General features: G+C 44.7%; 18 protein-coding genes and 2 pseudogenes. 15 read left to right on the top strand and 5 right to left on the bottom strand.

Features of this window, described 5'->3' with window-relative positions:
- Positions 1 to 156 precede the first annotated feature (156 nt).
- Positions 157 to 354, bottom strand: a complete 198-nt coding sequence (locus tag HWQ36_RS10515; protein ID WP_292701680.1) for a hypothetical protein — start codon at positions 352 to 354, stop codon at positions 157 to 159.
- 131 nt (positions 355 to 485) lie between these two features.
- Here HWQ36_RS10515 and HWQ36_RS10510 point away from each other — a divergent pair, with 131 nt between their 5' ends.
- From HWQ36_RS10510 to HWQ36_RS10485, 6 genes and pseudogenes are all read left to right on the top strand, one after another.
- The gene (locus tag HWQ36_RS10510; RefSeq protein ID WP_292701677.1) at positions 486 to 866 is read left to right on the top strand and encodes a hypothetical protein; all 381 of its coding nucleotides are present in this window, start codon (positions 486 to 488) and stop codon (positions 864 to 866) included.
- 201 nt (positions 867 to 1,067) lie between these two features.
- Positions 1,068 to 2,246, top strand: coding sequence for a sulfate adenylyltransferase (sat, locus tag HWQ36_RS10505; protein WP_292701674.1), 1,179 nt, complete (start codon positions 1,068 to 1,070; stop codon positions 2,244 to 2,246).
- A gap of 252 nt (positions 2,247 to 2,498) precedes the next feature.
- The gene (locus tag HWQ36_RS10500) at positions 2,499 to 4,625 is read left to right on the top strand and encodes a caspase family protein (protein ID WP_292701671.1); all 2,127 of its coding nucleotides are present in this window, start codon (positions 2,499 to 2,501) and stop codon (positions 4,623 to 4,625) included.
- An 85-nt stretch (positions 4,626 to 4,710) separates the two neighbouring features.
- Positions 4,711 to 4,941 carry a transposase gene (locus HWQ36_RS10495; protein WP_292701747.1) on the top strand — a complete coding sequence of 77 codons (231 nt, stop codon included), beginning with the start codon at positions 4,711 to 4,713 and terminating at the stop codon, positions 4,939 to 4,941.
- A gap of 27 nt (positions 4,942 to 4,968) precedes the next feature.
- Positions 4,969 to 5,091 (top strand): annotated as a pseudogene (locus HWQ36_RS10490) (sigma factor); the annotation flags it as partial.
- Between the two features lie 206 nt (positions 5,092 to 5,297).
- Entirely contained in the window at positions 5,298 to 5,549 is a 252-nt protein-coding gene (locus HWQ36_RS10485; protein WP_292701669.1) for a hypothetical protein, read from the top strand.
- A 15-nt stretch (positions 5,550 to 5,564) separates the two neighbouring features.
- On the opposite strand, the gene HWQ36_RS10480 is transcribed toward HWQ36_RS10485, so the two are convergent.
- Entirely contained in the window at positions 5,565 to 5,765 is a 201-nt protein-coding gene (locus HWQ36_RS10480) for a hypothetical protein (protein WP_292701666.1), read from the bottom strand.
- Between the two features lie 170 nt (positions 5,766 to 5,935).
- On the bottom strand, positions 5,936 to 6,523 hold the full coding sequence (locus tag HWQ36_RS10475) for a Uma2 family endonuclease (protein WP_292701663.1): 588 nt from the start codon (positions 6,521 to 6,523) through the stop codon (positions 5,936 to 5,938).
- A 573-nt stretch (positions 6,524 to 7,096) separates the two neighbouring features.
- Between HWQ36_RS10475 and HWQ36_RS10470 the strand changes: the two genes are divergently transcribed.
- From HWQ36_RS10470 to HWQ36_RS10460, 3 genes and pseudogenes are all read left to right on the top strand, one after another.
- Complete coding sequence (locus tag HWQ36_RS10470) at positions 7,097 to 7,507, top strand: hypothetical protein (RefSeq protein ID WP_292701660.1); 411 nt, start codon at positions 7,097 to 7,099, stop codon at positions 7,505 to 7,507.
- Between the two features lie 149 nt (positions 7,508 to 7,656).
- A pseudogene (locus HWQ36_RS10465) lies at positions 7,657 to 7,854 on the top strand (ABC transporter ATP-binding protein); the annotation flags it as partial.
- A 113-nt stretch (positions 7,855 to 7,967) separates the two neighbouring features.
- Positions 7,968 to 8,870 carry an AraC family transcriptional regulator gene (locus HWQ36_RS10460; RefSeq protein WP_292701657.1) on the top strand — a complete coding sequence of 301 codons (903 nt, stop codon included), beginning with the start codon at positions 7,968 to 7,970 and terminating at the stop codon, positions 8,868 to 8,870.
- Between the two features lie 77 nt (positions 8,871 to 8,947).
- Here HWQ36_RS10460 and HWQ36_RS10455 read toward each other — a convergent pair whose 3' ends face one another.
- Positions 8,948 to 9,163, bottom strand: coding sequence for a hypothetical protein (locus HWQ36_RS10455; protein ID WP_292701654.1), 216 nt, complete (start codon positions 9,161 to 9,163; stop codon positions 8,948 to 8,950).
- 154 nt (positions 9,164 to 9,317) lie between these two features.
- Between HWQ36_RS10455 and HWQ36_RS10450 the strand changes: the two genes are divergently transcribed.
- Together HWQ36_RS10450 and HWQ36_RS10445 are read left to right on the top strand one after the other, a co-directional pair.
- Complete coding sequence (locus HWQ36_RS10450) at positions 9,318 to 10,580, top strand: efflux RND transporter periplasmic adaptor subunit (RefSeq protein WP_292701651.1); 1,263 nt, start codon at positions 9,318 to 9,320, stop codon at positions 10,578 to 10,580.
- A gap of 353 nt (positions 10,581 to 10,933) precedes the next feature.
- Positions 10,934 to 14,035 carry a multidrug efflux RND transporter permease subunit gene (locus HWQ36_RS10445; protein WP_292701648.1) on the top strand — a complete coding sequence of 1,034 codons (3,102 nt, stop codon included), beginning with the start codon at positions 10,934 to 10,936 and terminating at the stop codon, positions 14,033 to 14,035.
- Here HWQ36_RS10445 and HWQ36_RS10440 read toward each other — a convergent pair.
- The gene (locus HWQ36_RS10440; RefSeq protein ID WP_292701646.1) at positions 14,032 to 14,223 is read right to left on the bottom strand and encodes a hypothetical protein; all 192 of its coding nucleotides are present in this window, start codon (positions 14,221 to 14,223) and stop codon (positions 14,032 to 14,034) included. The two genes, HWQ36_RS10445 and HWQ36_RS10440, sit on opposite strands and share 4 nt — an antisense overlap.
- Before the next feature lie 245 nt (positions 14,224 to 14,468).
- Here HWQ36_RS10440 and HWQ36_RS10435 point away from each other — a divergent pair, with 245 nt between their 5' ends.
- From HWQ36_RS10435 to HWQ36_RS10420, 4 genes are read left to right on the top strand one after another with little or no spacing between them, the layout of a single operon-like run.
- Positions 14,469 to 14,795 carry a hypothetical protein gene (locus tag HWQ36_RS10435; protein ID WP_292701644.1) on the top strand — a complete coding sequence of 109 codons (327 nt, stop codon included), beginning with the start codon at positions 14,469 to 14,471 and terminating at the stop codon, positions 14,793 to 14,795.
- Positions 14,796 to 14,814: 19 nt separating this feature from the next.
- On the top strand, positions 14,815 to 15,675 hold the full coding sequence (locus HWQ36_RS10430; RefSeq protein ID WP_292701641.1) for a type IIL restriction-modification enzyme MmeI: 861 nt from the start codon (positions 14,815 to 14,817) through the stop codon (positions 15,673 to 15,675).
- Positions 15,660 to 16,502, top strand: a complete 843-nt coding sequence (locus HWQ36_RS10425) for a hypothetical protein (RefSeq protein WP_292701640.1) — start codon at positions 15,660 to 15,662, stop codon at positions 16,500 to 16,502. Before HWQ36_RS10430 ends, HWQ36_RS10425 begins: the two co-directional genes overlap by 16 nt.
- Before the next feature lie 49 nt (positions 16,503 to 16,551).
- A complete protein-coding gene (locus HWQ36_RS10420) occupies positions 16,552 to 17,853 on the top strand; it encodes a DNA methyltransferase (RefSeq protein WP_292701638.1) in 1,302 nt (433 codons plus the stop codon).
- Positions 17,854 to 17,877 lie beyond the last annotated feature (24 nt).

Genomic DNA, 17,877 nt, shown 5'->3' with positions numbered 1-17,877 from the left:
TGGCAGTTTATGCCATTTATTGCCATATTAGGCTCAATTAGCAAAAGTGAATCCTGAAAAGCGATACCTACGGCGGGCTACGACTACCTACTCTCTATCAAAAATTACTTCTACACTTGTTGTCGTTACTCTCGCACTGATTTATAGGAACATATACTAACTAACTGATTGATCGAGCTTATCTAACGCTTCGCTCAGAGCTTGACGACAAAACTCTGGATAATTGTCAATAGCTTTAATTTTTTCAGCCATTGACTTAGTAACTCGAATAGCAATCCGTTCTGTTAAAGGCTCATCTCTATCAGTTTTAAATCCATATTTTTTAATGTCTGGGTTGCCTTCAGGGTTAGGCATTTTTTAAGTATTGTGAATGTAAAGTACGATCAATTGGGCAACGCATTGTATGCTTAAAATTGGCGAGTATTTCCCCTAGAGAAGTTAATACCCGCCAATGTCCACTTTTAGCAAATAGACAATTCTATTTTATGTTCACAAGGTCAGAACTCGAAATCAAAACTACTCTTGAATTACATGATTTGTGTCATAGGTACGGGATTAAGCCTACAGGAAACCCAGGTTACAAGACGAGCTTCATCGTATCTCTAATGGCATTTCCCCAACTAGCGCTACAGCAGATGAGACAAGGAAGGGGATTGAAGACTCCTGACTTTAACACTATCCAGATAATAAGCACTGCAATTGATGAAATGGGTTCACCTACTGATGAACAGTCAGCACTCATCAAAATCACTCTTGAGGGAAGGAGAATGAACTATCCAGACAGATACGACCAAGAGAAACTGCTAGGTTTGCACATGGCTAAGATGAAACTGGAGCAAGTGATAGGACTGTTAGAAATGCAATAACTCTTCACTAACTCTCTAGACTCTCTTCATTCACTTTAGGGGAGTTTTTTGTTAGGGTATACCCCCAATCTCTCGGAGCGCTGATACCAATTTCAGAACCCAGAACCCTATATCCCTAAACTCTTTTTTTCTACGTACCAGCATTTGATAAGTTAGTACATAATCTGAAACAATAACAGTAAAAGCAAAGAGGGGATTACGTTGAGTCACAATCCAGATGCCATAGCCCCCCACGGTGGACAGTTGGTTAACCGTATCGCCACACCAGAACAAAGAGCAGAGTTTCTCTCAAAAGCTGACTTTTTGCCGCGAGTGCAACTTGACGATCGCGCCGTTTCCGATGTAGAAATGATTGCGATCGGGGCTTTTAGTCCACTCACGGGTTTTATGAACCAGGAAAACTACGATCGCACTGTTACAGAAATGCGACTAGCTAATGGTCTTGTGTGGTCAATCCCGATTACACTATCGGTCAGCGAAGAAGTAGCTTCCCCGTTGCAAGAAGGTGGCTTAATCCGTCTGGATAACTCCAGAGGTGAATTTATTGCAGTTTTGCAACTCACGCAAAAATATAACTACGACAAAACCCGCGAAGCAATAAATGTCTACCGCACTGATGATGTCAAACATCCAGGCGTACAGGTACTCTATAACCAAGGTAATGTACATCTGGCGGGTGATATTTGGCTATTGCAGCGTGAACCTCATCCCCAGTTTCCCACTTACCAAATAGACCCAGCTGCCTCACGGCAACTATTTAAAGACAAGGGTTGGAAAACAATCGTTGGTTTCCAAACTCGCAACCCTATCCACCGCGCCCACGAATATATTCAAAAGTGCGCTTTAGAAATTGTTGATGGTCTATTTTTGCACCCATTAGTCGGAGCAACAAAAGAAGATGATATCGCCGCCGATGTGCGGATGCGCTGCTATGAAATTTTGCTGGAACATTACTACCCCTTAGATCGGGTAACTTTGGCAATTAATCCAGCCGCAATGCGCTACGCTGGGCCTCGTGAGGCAATATTCCATGCTTTAGTCCGCAAAAACTACGGCTGTACTCACTTTATCGTCGGACGGGATCATGCTGGCGTTGGTGACTATTACGGTACTTACGATGCTCAGTATATCTTTGATGAATTTACCCCAGGTGAATTAGGCATTGTGCCGATGAAATTTGAACACGCTTTCTACTGTATGCGTACTAAGCAGATGGCAACATCTAAAACCAGTCCCAGCAAACCAGAAGAACGCATTCACCTATCGGGGACAAAAGTCCGAGAAATGCTGCGGCGTGGTGAATTACCTCCACCAGAATTTTCTCGTCCTGAAGTAGCAGCAGAGTTAGCGCGGGCAATGCGGATAGAAGTACCTGTTTAGGGCATTGGGAATTGAAAAGAGGCAGAGGGGCAGACAAACTTACTCTTTCTCTCCAAAGAACAAATAAAAATTGAAAAGAGGCAGGGGGCAGAGGGGAAAACTCTTCTCCATTTCCCCCTGCTCCCTGCTCCCTGCTCCCTGCTCCCTGCTCCCCTGCTCCCCACTCCCCACTCCCCACACTTTTGTAACTTTACAATACAGAGTTCAGCCCTGTAAGCTGCTAGCTAATGGGCTTAGGGCTGATAGCTAATTATGAAACGCCGCACGTTTTTACATAGAATTGGCTCAATACTCGCGGTATTGGGAGTAACGGAAGCTGAGTGGTTGTCTTTAGGAAATCGCTATTATCAGGCTTTGGCACAACCCAGTCCCCGCAAGTTGGCATTGTTAATAGGTATTAACCAATACTCCAAAACCCTAAACCTCAGTGGTTGTCTGACGGATGTGGAACTGCAAAGAGAACTTTTGATTAACCGCTTTGGTTTTCAAGGGTCAGATATTTTAACCTTAACTGAGGAACAAGCCAGCAGGGAATTCATTGAGGCGGCTTTTTTGGATCATCTAGGCAAACAAGCTAAACCTGGTGATATGGTTGTTTTCCACTTTAGCGGTTATGGCACTCGTGTCACATTGGAAACATCGCCAGATACAATGCAAAATGCTCTGGTGACAGCTAATGTGGCTCTAAATTCACAAGATGACAAAATAGTCAACCATATATTAGAAGAAACTCTACTGCTATTATTGCGATCGCTCCCCACAGACAAAGTAACAGCAGTATTGGATACTAGCTATGATGCTCTTAGCACAGTAATAGGATTAAAAACCCGCGCCCTTCAAGAGTCGGTAGCAAAGCTAGCAATAGAAGAACTCGACTTTCTCCAACAACTTAAAACTCAGAATTTATCCAACACTCCGATTGTTTTAGCAGCTACCTCAGAACCAAAGCAGCCAGCAAGGGAAGGTCTTTTTTCTGGTTTTAGTGCTGGGTTATTTACCTACGCCTTGACGCAGTATTTGTGGGAATTTACCCCAGCTACCAAAATTCAAATCGCCCTCTCCCACGTAGAAAATTCTCTATATAAATTAGGTAGTAAACAGCAACCAGCGTTATTAAGTAGTCAGAAAAATTCAGATGTAACGTCTCTACTGCCAGACGATATCATTGGTGCAGAAGGTGCGGTGAGTGATATTGAAGAAGACGGTAAAACAGTCCATCTGTGGTTAGCAGGATTACCCCCACAAGTACTGCTATACTACGGAGTGAATTCTCGATTTACCCTACAGACAAAAGAGCAATTAGTATTGCGATCGCGCACTGGCTTAACAGCAAAAGCGCAAATTGCCAAAATTGAAGGTGCAAATCCCCTAAAAATCGGGCAACTCGTCCAAGAAGCAGTCCGGGTTTTACCGCGAAATATTAATTTAATAATAGCTTTCGATACTGGATTGGAAAGAATTGAGCGGGTAGACGCTACAAGTGCCTTTGCTGGATTTTCCCATGTCTCTACCGTAGTTGCAGGAGAGAAACCAGCTGATTATGTATTTGCCAAGCTACAGGAAACTCCCACTCGTTATGGTCTATTTTCTCTTGGTGGTGAGCTAATTCCCAATACCACGGGGGAAGTAGGAGAAGCAGTAAAATTAACAGTGCAAAAGTTAGCGCCAAAATTATCAACCTTGCTAGCAGCCAAGTTATGGCGACTTACAGAAAATCAAGGTTCTTCTCGCTTGGCTCTCAAGGCAACCTTAGAAATAATTAATAATATATCGCCTCGCGTCGTTATGCAGCGCGAAACAGTACGAGCTTTCAAAACTGAAACTTCCATAAAAAAATCAGTACAGACACGATTAATCACGTCTCTCCCCACTCCCATAGTGCCTATCGGTAGTCGAATGCAATATCGAGTGGAAAACCAGAGCGATCGCTCAGTATATTTAATCTTGCTGGGATTAAACAATAATCATACAGCAGTTGCCTTCTACTCTTGGGAAACCCCCCAAGAACCAAACACTGCGGATACCAAGCCCATCCTCAAAGAAATCGTCATCGCGCCAGGTGAAAGCCTCACCCTACCCCAAAATACTGCTTCTCAATGGGTGATTTCAGGGCCAGCTTCTGAGTGCGAACAACAACTGATTTTTAGTACTACGCCCTTTAGCGGAACTCTCGCTGCCTTGAATACTGCTAAGTATTCCACAGCCGAACAACAGCCGATTGGCCCATTGTTAAATCCTTTAGACGTTGCACAAGCCTTGCTACAAGACTTGCATAACGCCAGCGCCCTCAAAACCGAGATGAACACTACAGCAGCCGACTCATATAGCTGGGATGTGAATAATTGGGCAAGTCTTAGCTTTAGTTTTCAAGTAGTGTAAATATGGAACTCAGGAATTTAGTATTGATCTGGGTATTAAGGGAAAAAGCGGTATACTCAAATCCATGAAATCCCGTACTGCTTTTTTGAAAGACCCAACACATAGAATCGTCTTTCATTACACACCAAAACATTCTTCTTGGCTCAACCAAATTGAGATTTGGTTTAGTATTTTAGTTTGTAAGTTACTTAAGCGTGCTAGCTTCAAAAGCCAGGATGACCTCAAAACTCGAATTCTCGGATTTATCGACTATTTTAATAAAACAATGGCTAAACCTTTTAAGTGGACGTATGAGGGAAAAGTGTTAGCTATCTAATACTTGGCTTATTTACGCCAAGCTGTACTAGTAGTTTCTGTTGCCAAGAAATACCAGAACCGCAATTTGGAATTCTTAGATTTGATTCAGGAAGGAGCAATTGGTTTACAAAGGGGTATAGAAAAGTTTGATCCCAACCGAGGCTATAAGCTATCGATTTGATTACAGCACTTCCGGCAGCTATGAGGTACATCCTAAAAGCTGAAAGCAATGATAGGAGAGGGGCAAGGAGAAAACTATATTGCATAATAGCCGGAAGCGCTGTAAGTAGAATTACTTTCGTCAGATGACGCACGGATCTTGCAGAACTAAGATAAAAAACTATATTTTAGAAGTAAGACCACAATAGGTAATCAATGCCCAGCAAAACAATTGATGTCCGAGAGTACACTGTCAGAGCGCACAAGCGGGAAATTCATACTCGCGTTTTTAACTTTGTGTGTAAGCAGTGCGAACAACCCACACAACGAGAAACTTTTGGGGTTAGACCTCTATATTGCGAGAAATGCCGTCCACCACAAGCACCCAAGCAATCGAAAGTAGTCCCTATAGGCAAGAGGAAACCCAGAGCGATGAACTACAAGAGTGGCAAAGGTATTGCTGGGTGATTTTTTGCCATTCGGTTAAGAGCGATCGCTACGGCGGGCGGTTACGCCATCGCACTTTGTGAGTGAAGCAGTAGTTATGTGTGAGGTTACGGCAGTTGCATCAAGTGGCCAGGCGTGACGAGGCTGTGGATTCGCTGTTGCAGGGGTTGGGTAAGCCAAACCGTATCTTTCACCGTTGCAGTCAAAACTGCTGGCGGCTGTTGAAAGGGAGTACAACCTTGTATGGAGACAGTCAAAGTGAACTTAATTCTTAATGTAACAATTCAAAAATTAACTCGTTGTTATGAAAGCAATGCTGAATCTCGTTGGTCTTCTGTGCTTGATCTTAAGAGACGTTGCATTGCAACGTCTCTACTGTTGGGTGCGAAATGGGAAATTGCGTATTTCTAGGCATTTACAACCGTGGGAAAAATCCGATTCAAGTCTAATAAAACATCTTCAAATCCAGGAATCGCTACTGACTCATGTGGTAAAGATATCTGCTTGCTGAGATAATTGAATTCACCTTGAGCATTTTGATAGGGTTGGGTGTAACGTTCAAGTTGGCGAACATTTAAGTTGACAATCCAATAATCAGAAATTGCGGCTTCTGCGTAGATTTTTAACTTTGTTGTTTGGTCGTAATCTAGGGTTGAGTCCGAAATCTCAATCACTAAAAAAATATCTTCTGGATAGGGATGATGGGCGAGATAATCTTCATCTTTGCCACGTGCTACCGCCACATCTGGTTCAGGTTCACTTTGATTTGGCAAAGTAATCGGATCTTGTCCGCGAATCACGGCGCGATCGCCCAACAACCGATCCAATTGGCGGCATAAGATAGAACCACAGACTGTATGAGGTGTGCCCTTGGCTACCATCTGAATTAGTTCTCCGCGAATCAACTCGATGCGATCGCTCTCCTTTAGAAATTCCAGTTCAATCAGCCGATGATATTCGTCAATAGTAAATCGTTTTGGTGTGACAACGTTCATGGGACATCATCGATTTAACTGTTATGTACTTTCTAGCTTACCATCTGTATCCATTGGCTGTTGTCCATCTTGTGCCCACTAATTTTTCTTGTCAAACGGGTGAGATGCCTATATCCCTATTGACAAGATCAGGTGTTGCAGGCTTTTGCAAAACAATACAGTGTTTCACTATATCAATATAAGGATATGTTTGAGATTGCCTCAAGCTACTGCCCAGTACGACCCTGCCCGTTGCATCCAGAATCCTAGAGATGACCGAATAATTCGTAATTCGTAATTCGTAATTCGTAATTCGTAATTAATTAGGAGTTAATTAATAATTAAATCATTGAGGGTACAAGCCCCTAACTTCAGTTATGAAGAAAGAGAAAACGCGTAGCAACTTTATTCAAGCCCCCGGATTTATCCGTAAGGCAATAATTACGAATTACGAATTAGAAATTACGAATTATTATGACCACATACCGCCAATTAACAATCTGGGATGTATTAGATGAGTTGTCTGAATCTCCAGCGACATCAACACTAGCACCGATGTGAGAATGTTTAGATGCCGAGCTAGAAAAACTACCCTTGGAGGCACAGCTATTAACCGCAGCGCTTGCCTTCAGTCAAATTGGGGATATTCTCAGGTCTCGTGCCGAAGTGCTGTTGCAAGATACCCGCGATGGGCTACGCCCCGCCGTAGGCGATCGCAATAGTCTTTTGGGGCCAATTATTAGCACCGATCTCTTTGCTGGTCTAGTGCGGACAACAATGCACCTCGATTTAGATGATTTGATTGAACCGGAAACACCACAAACTTTTAAACCACACGGCCCACACCAATTTTCATATCCTAACCAGGAGGGTGATTCTGTAGTACCACCTGTTGAAAAAGCGAATGTTTTGGCAGTGCTTGATGAGGTGACGAGTTTAGAAGATGTTCACAAGCTGGCTGGAGACGAAAATGTGGAAAAATGGCAGAGCGCGATCGCTAATTAAATTCCATCCTAACTACCAAAACCTACGCTCTTACAGCGTTACAGCACTTACGGCAGCTATGAGGTACATTCCCAAATCTGAAAGCTTTGATAGGAGAGGGCAAGGAAAAAAACTGTATTGCATAATAGCCGGAAGCGCTGTATTGCTGCCTAGTTTTGTCCGGAGCATTGTTAGATAGCAAATCCGGTCAAGATGTAGTCAACCTCATGCAGACATTAGCCAAAGAACAAGGCTGTACCATTCTACTCGTCACCAATGATAACCGAATTCTATATCTAGCCGATCGCATTGTGCAAATGGAAGATGGCAAACTGACCAACCATGAAGTTTTAAGCGCAGCCGTTTAGCCCTCGTAAATTGGCGAAGGTATTGCTAAAGCTATCCCTTTAGAAATAGATTAAACTGAAGTCATTACGATTACAGTAAGCCTTGGCAATTTGACTGATAGAGGGTGTGAATCATGGTAGGGGAAGAGGCTCCGAGAGTTGATTTGGCTAGCAAAGCTGATTCTTTTATGCTCTATCCACACAAAGCTCTGGTTTCGAGCGCCTCAGCAGATTGGGATCGGTTTTATCTTCAATACCAGCGTCAGCCACCGTATGAAATGGTTGAACACTCCTGTAGGCAGCACCGCATCATTATTCACGATCGCACGCTGCAATCACCTATGATTGAGACCATTGAAGAACTAACCCAACCAACTCAAATTAGCTATGGAACGATCACAGTTATACCAGCAAATGCCCGAAACTGGGCGTGTTGGAATACTGAACATCAATTTATTGCGTTGGCTTTTGAATCTACACTATTAGCGCAGCACATTGCTGAAGCGCCCGACATAATAAAAGATGTTGAACTGACACCCACTCTCAGTCGTCCCGATCCCTTAATTCATAGCATTGGATTAGCTCTTAAAACAGAACTCGAATCGAATGGTATGGGGGGGCGTCTCTATGTGAACGCAATGACGACTGCGTTAATAGCTCACCTGTTATGCCATTATTCTACTCAGAAACAGATGCTTCCGGCAGTTGCAAGCGGTTTGCCAAAACGCAAATTGCAGCAGTTGGTGGATTATATTCATGCTCATCTAGAACAAGACTTGACATTATCGGCTTTAGCCGCAGTGGTTCATATTAGTCCGAGTTATTTCTCTGGCTTGTTCAAACAGTCAACAGGTTTGGCACCCCATCAATATGTGATCCAGTGCAGGATAGAACGTGCCAAGAAATTGCTATTGCAAGATGAACTACCGATCGCAGAAATTGCCCATATTCTTGGCTTTACCCATCAAAGTCACCTCAGTCGTCACTTCAAACGATTAGTTGGGGTCACTCCTAAAGCCTTTCTCAAAAGTCAGTAAGAATGTGTCCAAAATCGAAAGAACGTGCAAGACAGGGTTGATGCAATTTTATAGAGTTTATTTATAAAGATTTTTCTTTATAAAACCAACGCCATTTTAGCAATACAGTTGCCAGCTTTCTCATCAGCAAGCGATCGAGTCAGATTTTGCTGACGATCGCCATCATCACCGTAATACCAATTCTGTATGAAGATGCATTTAATTTTTTTAACGAACCGCCAAGAACGCCAAGAGCGCCAAGGTAAGAGTTTGAGAGAGTTTGGCGCAGCTTCACAAAGAAACGGTATAACCAATTTGTGTTGCCATCAAACCGTTATGACGACAAATCAAAAATTAGAGAACGTGCAACAAAGTTTTGAGTCTGCTTTGAATACTCAACATCGTTAGCGTCATTCATACAAGTGATTACCGAAAAGGAATATCGTCTTCTATAAAAGGAAAGGAGTTATGAGCAAGAGCATATCAACGCTAAGGGGTGTTAGCTACCTCTTTTCAACTGTTTTAATCCTGACGTTTGCAGGAGCTTGTCATTCTGTTGATTCCAATGCAAAAGCAGAAAAAGCACAAGCTACCGCAGCCGTTCGCGTCAAACTTGCCTCAGTCCAAGCTGGAAAAGTTCGCAACACCTCAGAATTCATTGGTCGGTTAGAGTCGAGGCGATCGATCGCACTTCACCCCCAAGTGGATGGGCGAGTCGCTCAAATCTTCGTCCAGCCTGGAATTGAAGTTGCAGTGGGCACTCCTCTGATTCAAATCAATCCCGATCGCCAACAAGCCGAGATTACCAGTTCTCGTGCTGCCGCCGCGTCAGCCCAAGCAGACGTTGAAAGTGCCAAAGCTTCACTAATTCCCTTGGAAGCCGATCGCCGCGCTAAAGCGTCAGATGTAGCACTGCAACAACAGCAATGCGATCGCTACTCAACCCTCTACCAAGAAGGCGCAGTCAGTCAAGAAGTGTTAGATGGCAGGCGCAATAACCTTGATAATGCCAAAGCAGAACTTGATGCCGCTAAAGCTCGAATTGAAGCACAGCGATCAATCATTGCCAGTAAGGAGAAAGTTTTCCAACAGACGGCTGCCAATGTTAGGGGACAGCAGGTTGAACTTCAGTACTACCAGATTATTGCTCCTTTTGCCGGGACAATTGGCAATATTCCTACAAAGGTGGGTGATTATGTCAGTCCTTCCACTCAACTTGCCACCATTACCCAAAATCATCCTCTAGAAGTCAATTTATCAGTACCCTCAGAGCGTGCTGCTGATTTACGACCAGGAATGACTGTACAGCTCATTAATCAACAGGGCAAGTTGATCGGCAACAGTCAAGTTTTCTTTATCTCACCTAATGTCAATAATCAAAGTGAATCTATCTCGATCAAGGCACTCTATACCAATCCAGACGGGCGTTTACGAGCCGATCAACAAGTGCTGTCACGAGTGATTTGGGATGAGCGTCCAGGTGTGCTTGTACCGACGGCGGCAATTTCCCGTTTGGGTGGGAAAGATTTTGTTTTCGTCGCTCAGAAAGCTGATACAGACTTAGTGGCTCGTCAAAGACCTGTGATCCTGGGTGAGGTGGAAGACGGAAACTACCAGGTGATTGAAGGGCTGAAACCCGGCGAACAAATTGTCGTTTCTGGACTTCAGCAACTCTCTGATGGAACAGCAATTCTCTCAGAAGCGATGAAACCGATCGCGTCCAGTTCATAGCGTAGATATCTGAGGCATGAAGGATTAGGGACTTCCAAGAAATAAAATAAACGAACCACACAGACAAGGCAGCGCGGTCTTGGGGAGCCACTGCGGTCTTGGGGGTTTCCCCCATGAGCAAGTGGCGTGGTTTCCCCCATGAGCGACTGCCGCGCAGAGAACACAGAGAGAGGAGAAATGAGAGGGGTTTTGGGTCAGTTTTGGGATATTTTTTATTTGGAAGTTTCTTAGAAGATTTCTGCTCATGTTGGCAGTCTTAAACTTCCTTATGTGCGATCGGTGTGTTAGTTGCCGCAGGTGTAGTTTAGGTTCACTTTTGATTTCAGGAAATTTGATGCTTTACAGGTTATGCTATGTTCGTCAATTTTTTTATTAAGCGTCCTGTCTTTGCCATTGTTTCTGCTCTGATCGTCATCCTGGTTGGGGCAGTTAGCGCTTTTACACTTCCGATTGCTCAATATCCAGAAGTTGCACCGCCTCAAGTGGTTGTGAAAGCGACCTACACTGGAGCCAGTGCAGAAGTTGTAGAATCAGCTGTCACGGTGCCGTTGGAGCAAGAAATCAACGGTGTGGAGGGACTGAAATACATCACCTCTACGAGTGGCAATGATGGCAGCAGCACAATCACCGTCACGTTTGATTTGTCACGTGCCATCGATCTGGCGGCTGTGGATGTGCAGAATCGGATTAAAGCCGCAGAGGGTAGGCTACCTGAAGAGGTGCAGAAGACAGGCGTAACGGTGACAAAAACCTCTACACAACTAATTTTGGCGATCGCTCTCTACTCCGAAAATGGCGAATATGACAACCTATATATTAGTAACTATGCAGATTTGTTCCTCAAAGATGTGTTAAAGCGCGTTAACGGTGTGGGTGAGGTGCGGTTCTATGGCGAGCGCAAGTATGCAATGCGCCTATGGCTTGATCCCAATCGACTTGCCGTGCGTGATTTAACAGCGGCAGATGTCGCTAACGCCCTACGGGAGCAGAATGCACAAGTCGCAGCCGGACAGTTAGGCCAGCCACCCACGTCAGGCAATCAGCCCTACCAGTTCAGTGTCCGGGCATTAGGTAGGCTGACCGATCCGAAAGAGTTTGGCGAGATGATTGTCAAATCAGATGTAGATGGAACGCTTGTCAAACTTAAAGATGTGGGGCGCACAGAACTTGGAGCCGAAGATTACAGCATCCTGGTTCGCTTCAATGGCAAGAGTGCAGTCGGCATCGGAGTTTCGCTGCGACCTGGGGCAAATGCTCTAGATGCAGCAAGAGAAGCAAGGGCAGAATTAGAGCAACTGGCTAAACAGTTTCCACCTGGACTCAAGTATGCGATCGCACTCGACACGACGACCTTTGTGGAAGAATCCATGCATGAGGTGATTAAGTCTCTGTTTGAGGCGATTGTCTTGGTGATCGTTATTATCTTCATCTTCTTGCAGGACTGGAAAAGTACGCTGATTCCATCGATTACGATTCCAGTTTCCTTAATCGGTACATTTCTATTCACAAAACTATTTGGTTTTTCAATTAACACGCTGACACTGTTTGGTTTGGTTCTAGCAACTGGACTGGTGGTAGATGATGCCATTATCGTAGTCGAAAACATCGCTCGTTTCATCCAAGACAAAGGGATGTCGCCTCGTCAGGCTGCCTCTGCTGCAATGCAGGAAATCTCTGGCGCAGTCTTGGCGACTTCCTTAGTGCTAGCAGCTGTATTTATTCCAGTCGCTTTCTTTCCAGGCACAACTGGGCAACTTTACAAGCAGTTTGCATTAACCATTACCTTTTCGATCGCGGTTTCGACTTTCAATGCCTTAACCCTGACTCCAGTTCTTTCAGCTATTTTGCTTCGCCCAGGTAGCGATCGGCGAGGATGGTTTTTCACTCCCATCAATCGCGTACTGACAGGGCTACAGACGGGATATAACTGGACTTTAAGTCATTTAATGCGGTTCAAAGTTGTAATTGTTTTTGGCTTTGTTCTCTCTCTAGCATTGACCTACTGGATATTTCAGCAAGTACCAACAGGGTTTGTACCGACTGAAGACCAAGCCTATTTTGTTGTAACCATTCAAGCACCGTCAGGCTCTTCGCTGGATTACACGGATAAGATTATGAATCAAGTTGAACAGGAGCTTCTGAAGATTCCTGAAATCACAGGTGTCTTTGCAGATGCCGGATTCACGTATACAGGCAGTGCAGCGAATCAAGCGACAATTTATGTCACGCTCAAGCCTGTGTCTGAACGCAAAAAAGCCGAGCAGTCGGTTGATAAAATTATGGCGCGATTGAGTCAACCTTTTGGAAACATCATCGGCGCAACCGTCGTTAGCTATCCGGCTCCGGCGGTACAAGGAGTAGGCAATTTTGGCGGCTTTCAGTTTGAACTGCAAGAGCAGGTTAACCGGGGCTTTGATCCGCTGGCTCAGGCAACAAGCTCACTGGTGAAGCGGGGAAATACGCTGCCTCAGTTGCAAAACTTATATTCCAGCTTTAGCGCTAATAACCCACAGCTACTCGTTAAAGTAGAGCGAGAGAAGGCGAAGGCACTTCAGGTGTCTTTGGAGGACATATTTAGCACACTACAAGTTTTTCTAGGATCTGAATATGTCAACGACTTTGACTTTTTAGGGCGGATTTACCGAGTTTATGTTCAAGCAGACCAGCCGTTCCGCTCTAGTCCCAAAGATATCAACCGCTTTTATGTTCGTTCTCAAGCTGGAGAGATGATCCCTCTGAATAACTTGGTCGAAATTACTCAAACAACTGCGCCTCAACAAATCAGCCACTACAACTTATCTCGTTCTACTGAGATCAACGGCTCACCAGCGACGGGTTACAGTTCTGGACAGGCGATCGCAGCCATGCAGCAGGTAGCAACCGAGCTATTGCCAAAAGGAATGAGCTATGAGTGGTCAGGATTATCGCTTGAACAAGTGCAAGCAGGTTCACAGGTTATGATCATCTTTGGCTTAGGAATTGTCTTTGTATTTCTAGTTCTAGCGGCTCAGTATGAAAACTTTATCGATCCTTTGATTATCCTTTTGGCAGTGCCGCTTGCTCTTTTAGGCGCTCTACTATTTCAACTGATTCGAGGGCTAGAAAATGACATTTTCTGCCAAATTGGATTGGTGATGCTGATTGGCATGGCAAGCAAAAATTCAATTTTGATCGTTGAGTTTGCTAACCAACTCAGAGATACTGGGCTTTCCATTCCCAAAGCAGCTGTTGAAGCGGCTCAGACTCGCTTACGACCCATTGTGATGACCTCATTGGCCACACTTTTAGGCATTTTGCCCCTTGTCACTGCATCTGGTGGTGGAGCAGCCAGCCGACAATCTCTTGGAACAGCCGTTTTTGGTGGGATGATTGTCTCTACGTTTTTGAGTTTATTTGTAGTGCCAGTGCTGTATGTGGCGATCGTTTCTCTAGGCGATCGCTTTCAACACCATTAATTTTGCGATCGCGCTACTTTAAAATACTGACTACTAGAACATCGATTCAGTAATCGGGGAAGAAAAGAAAAATGGCAAGGCGCGATCGCCAAATATCTTCTAGATGTAAAAGACGAAATTTCTTTAAATAAACTACAACGATTCTCGCAATGGCAGATATCCAGGTAAAGCTCAATTTCGTCCGCCATCTACTGCTACTGATAAGCCGACTTGGGCTAGTTTTTGGGAAGTGCAAGATTTGAAACCATTAACTTCTCCTAGAAAAATTGGCTTTTTGAAAGGTTTAGGTAAAAAGTCTTATTATAATTCTCGCTTTATTCCTGAAAGTCCATTGTTAATTGAATGTCCCTGAGTTTTTTTTGTTTAACTAGATAAATATTTATTAATAGTTCATCTCAAGTTCCCAACACATAATCTTAAAAAGAATAAAAACATGAGCAAAAATGGACTTATTGTTTTAGTACCTTACAAGACAGGACAAGAATTTTACTCCGAATATGATTATGAAAATGGAGACGATGAAGAAAATGAAGATTTTTTAGAAACGAATGAAGACGATGAAGATTTTTTAGAAGCGGATGAAGATGAGAATTTAGCTTATCTTCCTGTTTATGTTGAAACAGAAGATCAAGATTTAGCTTTAATGGCTGTTGCTTACGAAGCTTGTCAATGCACATACGTAACTTTCTCGTCATCAATTGCAACAGCACAAGAATGGGAAGAATCACCCCTCGCCCAGAGGGAGAGGGGACGGGGGTGAGGGTAAACCTCGCTTATTAGTGCAGATTGTATCGCCTCAGCAGAATTTAGAAAAACCCCTCAAAGACCGCCGTTGGAAAGCAAGTCCAGCGACGCGGATGATGGAGTTACTGCACGCTTGTAATGTGCGGTTGGGGTTGGTGACGAATGGAGAACATTGGCTGCTGGTAAACGCCCCACGCGGGGAAACGACTGGTTTTATTTCCTGGTATGGGGCGCTGTGGCTGGAAGAACACATCACACTGCGGGCATTTCGGAGTTTGCTGGGTGTACAGCGCTTTTTTGGGGTAGATGACTCAGAAAGCTTGGAGGCTTTGCTGCAAGCAAGTGTTACCGACCAGCAAGAAGTTACCGACCAACTTGGCTATCAAGTCCGCAAGGCGGTGGAGGTGTTGGTAGAGGCGTTAGACCACATCGACCAAGATAGAAACCGCACTCTCCTTCAAGGTATTTCTGAAACAGACCTTTACGAAGCTGCGTTGACGGTGATGATGCGGCTGGTGTTTTTGTTTTCGGCGGAAGAACGGGGTTTGTTGCTACTGGGCGACCCCCTTTATGACCAGTATTATGCTGTTTCCACTCTGCGGGAACAGTTGCAGCAACGGGCTGATAAAGAAGGTGAGGAAGTATTAGAACGGCGTTATGATGCTTGGTGTCGGCTGTTGGCGACATTTCGGGCAGTTTATGGCGGTGTTCAGCATGATATTTTGCAGCTTCCCGCCTATGGTGGTAGTTTATTTGACCCTGACAGGTTCCCATTTTTAGAAGGTCGAATGTCGGGGACACGCTGGGAAGAAATTTCTGCTGACCCGATTCCTGTGAATAACCGGATTGTGCTGCACCTATTGGAAGCTTTACAATTAAGGTGGCTGGTACTGTAGAACCACGTAGGCTATCCTTCCGGGCGTTGGATATTGAACAAATTGGTCATGTTTATGAAGGTTTACTCGACCATACAGCAGTAAGGGCAACTGCGCCTGTTTTGGGGTTGATGGGAACGCGATCGCAGGAACCGGAGATAGCGCTGGAGACTTTGGAGGATAAGCTGGCGCAGGGTGAGGAGGAGTTAATTAAGTTTCTTAAAGATGAAACTGGTAGGTCAATTTTGGCACTAAGGAAGACCCTCACCCCAGCCCTCTCCCCCTGGGAGAGGGGGCAAGATCAAGATGGGGTGAGGAGGGGGCAAAATCGCCCCTCGCCTAGAGGGAGAGGGGACGGGGGTGAGGGCAAACTTCTCATTGCGTGTAATAATGACCAGGAATTATTTAACCGCGTGTTGCCTTTTGCTGGGTTAGTAAGATTAGATACTTTAGGTTATCCGGTGGTGATTCCTACGGGAAGCGTGTATGTGACGCAGGGAAGCGATCGCCGGGAGACGGGGACACACTACACGCCGCGCAGTTTGACGGAAGAAATTGTGCAGTACACTTTGGAACCCTTGGTGTATGAGGGTGTGGCTGAGGAGAAGCCGAAAGAACAGTGGAAACTCAAGTCAGCAGCAGAGTTATTAAAATTGAAAATCTGCGATATGGCGATGGGTTCGGGGGCGTTTTTGGTGCAGACTTGTCGCTATTTGGCGGAACGGTTGGTGGAAGCGTGGGAAAATGCGGAAAAGGCGAATCCGGGGAAGGTGGTGACTGCACCGGAGGGAACTTTATCTAAGTCGCGTCCAGAGGAGTGTGTAATTAATTCCCAAGGATGCGGATGAACGGTTGATGGTGGCGCGGCGGATAATTGCGGACAGGTGTTTGTATGGGGTGGATAAAAACCGCTTGGCGGTGGAAATGGCAAAGTTATCGCTGTGGTTGATAACGTTGCAAAAGAATCGTCCGTTTACCTTTGTGGATCATGCCCTGAAGTGTGGGGATTCGCTGATTGGGGTGAGTTTGGAACAGTTGCGTTATTGGAATTTAGACACAACTGGGACACCGGAGTTATTTGCTGAGGAGATTCGGCGGGAAGTTGATAAGGTGATTGAGTTACGGCGAGAGATTGCATCGCTTCCGGTGTTGACGAGGGAAGACCAAAATCGCAAGGTGTATTTATTGACGGAAGCAAATGCGAGAAGTTTTGATTTACGCAGAGGTTGCGATTTATTAGTTGGGAGTTATTTTAATGATTGGTCAGAGAAGGAAAGGGAAGGTTTAAGAAAGACTTTGTTAACTACTTTTCGGGATGGTGCAGATATTCCTGATGGGATGGGTAAGGCTTTACCTGATTTTGAAAAGTTGCGTCCGTTTCATTGGGAGTTGGAATTTCCAGAGGTGTTTTTGCCCTCACCCCAGCCCTCTCCCTCTGGGAAAGGGAGTAAAGTCACCCCTCGCCCAGAGGGAGAGGAGACGGGGGTGAGGGTTGGATTTGATGCGATCGTGGGAAATCCGCCGTTTATGGGTGGGGGAAAAATATCGGATGCTTTGGGTACGGATTATCGAGATTTTATTGTTAAATGGATTGCGAATAATAAAAAAGGTAGTGCTGATATTTGTGCTTATTTTTTCTTACGTGCAAAGCAGCTATTAAATAATTATGGTGGATTTGGTTTAATTGCCACAAACACAATAGCGCAAGGCGATACCCGTGAGGTGGGTTTAGACCAGTTAGTTGCTGATAAATGTCTGATTACTCGTGCTGTCTCTAGTAAAACATGGACTGGTACCGCGAATTTAGAGGTTGCTTATTTTGTGATTTTACAAGCAATGACACATATTGCATGGTTAAGCCATCATTCATCAACTCTTGGTGTTGGAATTCGCTACACCTCCTCAGACTGCTTTGAAACCTTTCCCTTCCCCACATCAACCGCAAATCTAGAAGAAATAGGCGATCGCTACTACAACCATCGCCAAAATATCATGCAAACACGCCAAGAAGGATTAACCAAAACCTACAATCGCTTCCACAACCCCGACGAAATCGCCGCCGATATTCAACAATTGCGCGAATTGCACATAGAAATGGATAATGCTGTAGCTGCTGCTTACGATTGGCAAGATTTACTCCCCTCTCCCAGTGGGAGAGGGGCTGGGGGTAGGCTGTTGACTTTGTGGGTTTTTAAGTGATATTTTTCATACAATAATGATGTC

This window comes from Nostoc sp. NMS2, from assembly GCF_017115105.1.
Taxonomy (GTDB): domain Bacteria; phylum Cyanobacteriota; class Cyanobacteriia; order Cyanobacteriales; family Nostocaceae; genus Nostoc.
Note: the sequence above shows the minus strand (reverse complement) of the source record. Positions and strands in the feature narration are given on the sequence as shown.

What these genes read in the sequence shown, in the direction of transcription:
- HWQ36_RS10515 (WP_292701680.1), bottom strand. Translation starts at nt 354, where the DNA reads ATGCCTAACCCTGAAGGCAACCCAGACATTAAAAAATATGGATTTAAA.
- HWQ36_RS10510 (WP_292701677.1), top strand. Translation starts at nt 486, where the DNA reads ATGTTCACAAGGTCAGAACTCGAAATCAAAACTACTCTTGAATTACAT.
- HWQ36_RS10500 (WP_292701671.1), top strand. Translation starts at nt 2,499, where the DNA reads ATGAAACGCCGCACGTTTTTACATAGAATTGGCTCAATACTCGCGGTA.
- HWQ36_RS10485 (WP_292701669.1), top strand. Translation starts at nt 5,298, where the DNA reads ATGCCCAGCAAAACAATTGATGTCCGAGAGTACACTGTCAGAGCGCAC.
- HWQ36_RS10475 (WP_292701663.1), bottom strand. Translation starts at nt 6,523, where the DNA reads ATGAACGTTGTCACACCAAAACGATTTACTATTGACGAATATCATCGG.
- HWQ36_RS10460 (WP_292701657.1), top strand. Translation starts at nt 7,968, where the DNA reads ATGGTAGGGGAAGAGGCTCCGAGAGTTGATTTGGCTAGCAAAGCTGAT.
- HWQ36_RS10450 (WP_292701651.1), top strand. Translation starts at nt 9,318, where the DNA reads ATGAGCAAGAGCATATCAACGCTAAGGGGTGTTAGCTACCTCTTTTCA.
- HWQ36_RS10445 (WP_292701648.1), top strand. Translation starts at nt 10,934, where the DNA reads ATGTTCGTCAATTTTTTTATTAAGCGTCCTGTCTTTGCCATTGTTTCT.
- HWQ36_RS10440 (WP_292701646.1), bottom strand. Translation starts at nt 14,223, where the DNA reads ATGGCGGACGAAATTGAGCTTTACCTGGATATCTGCCATTGCGAGAAT.
- HWQ36_RS10435 (WP_292701644.1), top strand. Translation starts at nt 14,469, where the DNA reads ATGAGCAAAAATGGACTTATTGTTTTAGTACCTTACAAGACAGGACAA.